Origin of the sequence: Wolbachia endosymbiont of Drosophila bocki (genome assembly GCF_028982005.1) — a bacterium.
In the GTDB taxonomy this organism is placed as follows: domain Bacteria; phylum Pseudomonadota; class Alphaproteobacteria; order Rickettsiales; family Anaplasmataceae; genus Wolbachia; species Wolbachia pipientis.
The window spans coordinates 1-5,911 of sequence record NZ_JAPQLG010000190.1; the positions used below are offsets into that span (position 1 = coordinate 1).

At 34.9% G+C, this 5,911-nt stretch carries 4 protein-coding genes and 2 pseudogenes; 3 read left to right on the top strand and 3 right to left on the bottom strand.

Annotated elements, in window-relative coordinates:
• Positions 1-268: 268 nt before the first annotated feature.
• The 3 genes and pseudogenes from OZD61_RS04575 (at position 269) to gatC (ending at position 2,710) form a co-directional block, all read left to right on the top strand.
• A complete protein-coding gene (locus OZD61_RS04575; protein WP_274980014.1) occupies positions 269-1,135 on the top strand; it encodes an ankyrin repeat domain-containing protein in 867 nt (288 codons plus the stop codon).
• 301 nt (positions 1,136-1,436) lie between these two features.
• Positions 1,437-2,367, top strand: a pseudogene (locus OZD61_RS05765) (ribose-phosphate diphosphokinase).
• A complete protein-coding gene (gene gatC, locus OZD61_RS04590; protein ID WP_015588776.1) occupies positions 2,357-2,710 on the top strand; it encodes an Asp-tRNA(Asn)/Glu-tRNA(Gln) amidotransferase subunit GatC in 354 nt (117 codons plus the stop codon). Before OZD61_RS05765 ends, gatC begins: the two are co-directional and overlap by 11 nt.
• 41 nt (positions 2,711-2,751) lie before the next feature.
• On the opposite strand, the gene OZD61_RS04595 is transcribed toward gatC, so the two are convergent.
• The 3 genes and pseudogenes from OZD61_RS04595 to OZD61_RS04605 form a co-directional block, all read right to left on the bottom strand.
• Positions 2,752-4,014 carry a protein TolB gene (locus tag OZD61_RS04595; protein ID WP_274980017.1) on the bottom strand — a complete coding sequence of 421 codons (1,263 nt, stop codon included), beginning with the start codon at positions 4,012-4,014 and terminating at the stop codon, positions 2,752-2,754.
• Between the two features lie 5 nt (positions 4,015-4,019).
• Complete coding sequence (locus tag OZD61_RS04600) at positions 4,020-5,654, bottom strand: ribonuclease J (RefSeq protein ID WP_274980018.1); 1,635 nt, start codon at positions 5,652-5,654, stop codon at positions 4,020-4,022.
• 5 nt (positions 5,655-5,659) lie between these two features.
• A pseudogene (locus OZD61_RS04605) lies at positions 5,660-5,911 on the bottom strand (hypothetical protein); the annotation flags it as partial.

Here is a 5,911-nt window from a genome sequence, read left to right on the forward strand (position 1 = left end):
ATAGATATACCTCTTTCTTAACTATGCTTATTTTACCTCATATTTTCGAGATCCTTAACAGGTTCTAAGGGAAGAATGAAACTTGTAGCTATAGCTAAACTGACTTACGATAATTTGAAAAACCGTCATCCCGCTGCTTGTTAGCGGGATCTAGAGATACCGCGGCGGGATGACGATAAGCTCGTCATCCCGCTACATTAATATTGTATTAATAAAAACTTAATAATAATCCTTAATAATATATGAACTAACATGTTCGCAATTTCGTATGACAGAGGAAACAAAAGATGGATATGCTTCCTTATACGTTGCAATTCAGGAAGGTAATATTGAAGCTGCAGAACTACTAATAAAGTGTGGCACAAACGTCAATGATCATTATGAACGCAATCGTACGCCACTGCATATTGCCATCGGACGCAAACAATTAGAAATAGCAAAATTGCTGATAAAAAATGGAGCAAACGTTAATGCAAAAACTCAAAATCATGGTAAAGATGATCTAACACCAATGCACTTTGCAGTTTTTGCAAATACGCCAGAATTTATAGAATTACTAGCTAGCCATGGTGCATTGATTAATGAAAGAGAAAGCACCGAAGGGTATACTCCTCTTCACTTTGCTGCTTTATATGGGAACAAAAATATAATACAAGCCTTAATTGATAAGGGACAAGATATTGAAGATGTGGACAATAATGGGCGAACAGCTCTGTTTTTAGCTGCTAGGCAGTGCACTGAAGCAGAAGATGATAGCAGAATAGAAATTATCAAGTATTTGATAGACAAGCTCAAAGCAGATGTAACAAAGAAAGACAATAATAACAATGCAGTACTCTTTCCTGCCGCTAATAATTGCCCTGGAAAAGTGATAGAATTCATCATTGAGCAATATATAAAAATCTTTGAGTTAGAGAATTTTATCAACCACAAAAATAATGATGGAATGGATGCTTTGGATATTGTGCTGAATAGTGGAAACGAGAAAGCTATTGAAGTATTAAGATCATATGGAGCAGATATCAAGAATAAGGTAGATGGTAGCATTCAAAAAATTACTGCAGAAAAACCAAGTAGTACCCTAGACAGAGCAGAAAGTGCAGAGGTAGCGCCTCCAATTAAGCAAAGAGTATAAATTTTTATAAAGCGATTATAAATTTCAGTAAGTTGCAGAGGCTCTACAATGGGAAGTGTAGTATGTTAGCAGATACAAATGACTAGATAAATTATATTTCATTAAAGTCATTTATCTTGAAACATAAGCAGGATTTTGTATAGTTGTTTCAATTTGGGTCTGTATATTGAAACAACGCGTGAAAATGACAGGTCATTGTACAAGAGGTACCTAATTCACCGACAAGAATGCTAGATAAAGACACTTACATTTCAATTATTTCACAATTTCTGTATAATCTTAAAAACTCAATTAGTGCGTTATGAAGATAATAATAGGTAATGCTAGTAAGGAATTAGGGGAATCAGTAGTTAACCGGCTAGATGTTCAACCATCCTCTGCTTGGATATCAAAGTTTACCGATGGTGAGGTAAATGTAGAAGTAGCAAATGATCTATATAATCAAGAAGTATATATAATACAATCTCTTTCTCCCCCTGTGAATGATAATCTTATGGAGCTTCTGCTTATAATTGATGCAGTAAATAGATTAGAAGCCAAAAGGATAGTAGTAATTATTCCTTATTATGGATATAGCAGACAAGATAGAATTATCAAGAACAATAATATGCAATCTGCTTTAAGTGCTAAATTAGTTGCAAATCTTATTCAAACTGCAGGTGCAAGTAGNTAGTGTTGCAGTTATTGATTTGCACTCAAGTCAAATTGAAGGATTCTTTGATGTACCGATAACTAATTTGAACTGCTTTGAAGCATTTGTTGACTCTATACACACGGAAAATTTGGCAATTGTTGCACCTGATGTTGGAGCAATTGGTAGAGCACGTGCTTTTGCAAAGACTTTAGAGGAAAAGTACAAGATAGGGTTAAATGATAAGATTATTGTAGTAGATAAATATAGGGAGAAAGCAGGCACATCTCAAGTAATGAACATAATAGGAGAAGTTGCAAATAAAAATTGTGTCATTGTTGATGATATAGTTGACTCTGGTGGAACATTGTGTAATGCAGCTCTTGCTTTAAAAGGCCACGGAGCAAAGTCCGTAATTTCATGCATCACACATGGCGTGCTTTCAGGAAGTGCAGTTGAGAAAATTTCTTCCTCTTCTTTAGATAAATTAGTGATTACGGATACCATACTTCACAAACTTGAAAAAACTGGTAAAATGGAAGTTGTTTCGGTCGTAGATATTTTAACTCACTTTATCCAAGGAGGTAAAGATGCCAGCTAAGTCAACAGAAGACGTTATTACTTCACTAATAGAATTTGCAAATAAGAGAAAAATAACAATTACCAAAGAAGAAATGCTTAAAATTGCACAGCTTGTAAGGATTAAGTTATCAAATGATGAGATTGATCACTACTCCAAAGAACTGACAATGCTGGATTGGATACATGATACTTTATTGCAAGTTAATACTGAAGGTGTTTCTCCTATGCGTTATGGCAGTATAGACAAGGACATTCATGTACGCGATGATGTTATAAATTCTCAAAACATTAAAAAAGAGATATTGTCCAATACAAAACCTGAGCATGGGTATTTCGTAGTGCCAAAGGTTATAAGCGATTAAAGTAAAGTAAGGCTCATATCAAACCTATAATAGATCTACTTTCAAAAATAAGACCAATCCGGTAAAGAAGCATTTGTGGGAGTGGAAACCATTTTTTGATTTTTCTTTACTAAGTCTACTAAATATAGTTTAGAGTTGCTTGGTGATTCTGTTCTTGTAAAAATGATTTCTCTACCATTTGGTAACCATGCCGGGGATTCAATTTTATGCCCCTCTGAAAGCAGACGTTCTTCTTTGCCATCTGGCTTCATAACTCCTATGTAAAATTTTCCTGACTGAATCTTTGTAAAAGCTATCAGATCTCCTTTTGGCGACCAAACAGGCGTAGCATATCTTCCACTTCCAAAACTAATTCTTTTAGGTTTTTTACTTTTGTTAGTAAAATCGATAACGTACAGTTGCTGACTCCCACTTATATCAGAACTAAAAGCCATATACTTTTGATCTGGAGAAAAAGAGGGAGAAGTGCTTATAGCTGAACCTTTAGTAATTTTTTTTGTTCGTTTACTACTTAAATCCAAAGATAATATATTCGTTTCACCACCCAATGAGTGGGAAATTAAAAGAGATTTACCATCGGGAGAAAATCTTGGTGCAGAAACAACTCCTTCAAATGCGCTGATTATTGATTCAGTGTTATCTTTTAAATTTTTTAATATTATATAACTTTTACCATTTGCGTACGAGATATAAACAATGCCCTTTCCATTTGGTGAGAATCTCGGTGTTGACACAAATCTATCGCCATTTGTTAAGTATTTTATATTACTTCCATCTTGATTCATCACAGCAATTTTACGCACAGATTTGTAGTTGCTATCTTTTTCTTCAGCGATATACGTGATTTTTGTGTTGAAGTGCCCTTTCTCACCAATTAATCTATCATGTATCACATCCGAAACGAGGTGACCAATTTTTCTCCAGTCTTTTGCTGGAAAAACAACTGACTGAGTAAGTAATTCTCTTTTTGTAAAAGTGTCAAATAAACGAAATGATAGCTCTAATGCACTACCAGATATTTCGCTTAAACTTACTGTGACTACAGTATCGCTTTTCCAAGATTTAGATTCAGCTTCCGCGCCACGTTTTACATTAAATAAGCCACAATTAGATAAATTTGTTCCTATTACCTTTGCAATATTTTCGCTTAATTCGCTTTCCAACGCTGTTTTACATGTACATTTAGATACAACAAGACCAATATTACCAACACTGCTTTTTTTTATATCAACATATAAAGCAGCTTTTGTAAAATAAGGAATAAATAACGAAATAAATAACACCAGATGAACGAATAGCCTCATTCATTTCATACCTGTTCTATCTGAACCTCAATTATAGGTCTTTTTAGTAAATATTCCTTTAAGATACTCAATATTGAACTTTCAATCTTATTTTTAATTTTTTTTGTTGGCTGCAAACTAAACAACGACTCAACTTTCTTGACAATTTTCTGTATGGTAGCTGCATCTTCTAGCACTTCAAAAACACCAGGTACAAATACTTTTGGTTTAGCAAGCAATTTATTTTTCTTGTTTACAACTGCTGTTACCACAATAACTCCGGCATCTCTCATTCTTTTACGCATTTTTATAACACTGCTCTCCGGATGACGTAGCAACATACCATCAATACCAAAGTAGTCAACATCAATTGAATCAACCTTTTCTCCGTTCTCCAAATTAACAATATCACCTGGTGCAATCATTATTGCTTTTGCCACACCGCACTCTTTAGCAAATTTTACATGTGCATGCGTGTGAATATATTCGCCGTGAACTGGAATAGACATCTTCGGTTTTATTAAAGAATACATTTCCTTTAGCTCTTCTCTTGTTGGATGTCCAGAAGTATGAACATGCTCTGTTTTTTCAGTAATAACTTCTACCCCCATCTCAATAAAGGCATTGAGCATGTTGTGCGCACGAGTTTCATTTCCAGGAATGATTTTTGACGAAAAGATCATGGTATCACCTTGCTGCATTTTAAATGCTTGATGACTCTTAGCAGCAAGTCTTGCGGTAGCTGCCAGTGGCTCACCTTGACAACCTGTGCAAAGTAGCACCAGTTCTTCCCTTGGAAAATTTACTGCTTCCTTTGCTTCAAGAAACTGAGGAGAATCAGTTAAATAACCACTATCTTGCGCAACTTTCACTATTCTCCATAAAGATCTACCAAGTAAAACTACTTTTCTATTTAGTGCTTTTGCAGCTTGGCTTATCGTTTCAATTCGTGCCACATTTGAAGCGAATAGCGAAACAGCAACTAACTTTTTAGACCGCTTTATTATGTTATAAATATTATTATAAATTTCACCTTCTGACTCAGGGTGATGCTTGCTTAATATATTGGTTGAATCGCAAATTGCTGCAAGCAGGTCACCTTTATCGCCAATTTCTTTTAGACGCTCCATATTAGAAGTTAATCCAACAACAGGTTTTGGATCAAATTTCCAGTCTCCGGTATGGAGTGCACTACCCATTTCAGTGCTAATTAATATTGAATTTGCCTCAGGAATTGAATGAGTTCCATTTATAAACTCGACGGTAAAAGGACCCAAATTTATGCTGCCATTTATGTCTACCTCTTTTACAGGCACTATACCTTCCAATCGAAATTCTTTTAGTTTTTCTTTAAGAAAATTAACCGTAAACTTTGTTGTATATATGGAGCACTGCAACTCTTCCCACAAGTGGGGCACTGCACCGCAGTGGTCCTCATGTGCATGTGTAATTATTATTCCAAGCAAATCTTTTTTTCTTTGAGCAATAAAATCCACATCAGCAATGAGCAGCTCAACACCTGGCATAGTTTCATCTGCAAAACCGATACCAAGGTCGATCATAATCCACTTGCCTTGGTAATGATATAGGCTAACGTTCATTCCGATTCTTCCTACTCCCCCAAGCGGAAGAAATAAAAACTCATTTTTGTTTATATTCATTAATTTTAAATTATTAAAACCTGAGAATAGCAAAACTTCGGTCTTAAATAAAGAAATTTATTGCTTTTACATAGTTTTATAGCTAACCCAAGAAAGGTTTCCCTACCCCTACAACAACATTGCGAGCATTGATTTTTCTCCATATGAAAAGAGTCTGGAAGCTCTTTTACTCTAAACACGATGTTTGCATCCTCAAAATTAATCTCAATTCGCTTAACTAACGTTCTAATAATATCACGTTTAGTTAGCCAGTCTGC

Excerpts from the sequence above, each read along its gene's own strand:
- OZD61_RS04575 (WP_274980014.1), top strand. The coding sequence starts at position 269 with ATGACAGAGGAAACAAAAGATGGATATGCTTCCTTATACGTTGCAATT.
- gatC (WP_015588776.1), top strand. The coding sequence starts at position 2,357 with ATGCCAGCTAAGTCAACAGAAGACGTTATTACTTCACTAATAGAATTT.
- OZD61_RS04595 (WP_274980017.1), bottom strand. The coding sequence starts at position 4,014 with ATGAGGCTATTCGTTCATCTGGTGTTATTTATTTCGTTATTTATTCCT.
- OZD61_RS04600 (WP_274980018.1), bottom strand. The coding sequence starts at position 5,654 with ATGAATATAAACAAAAATGAGTTTTTATTTCTTCCGCTTGGGGGAGTA.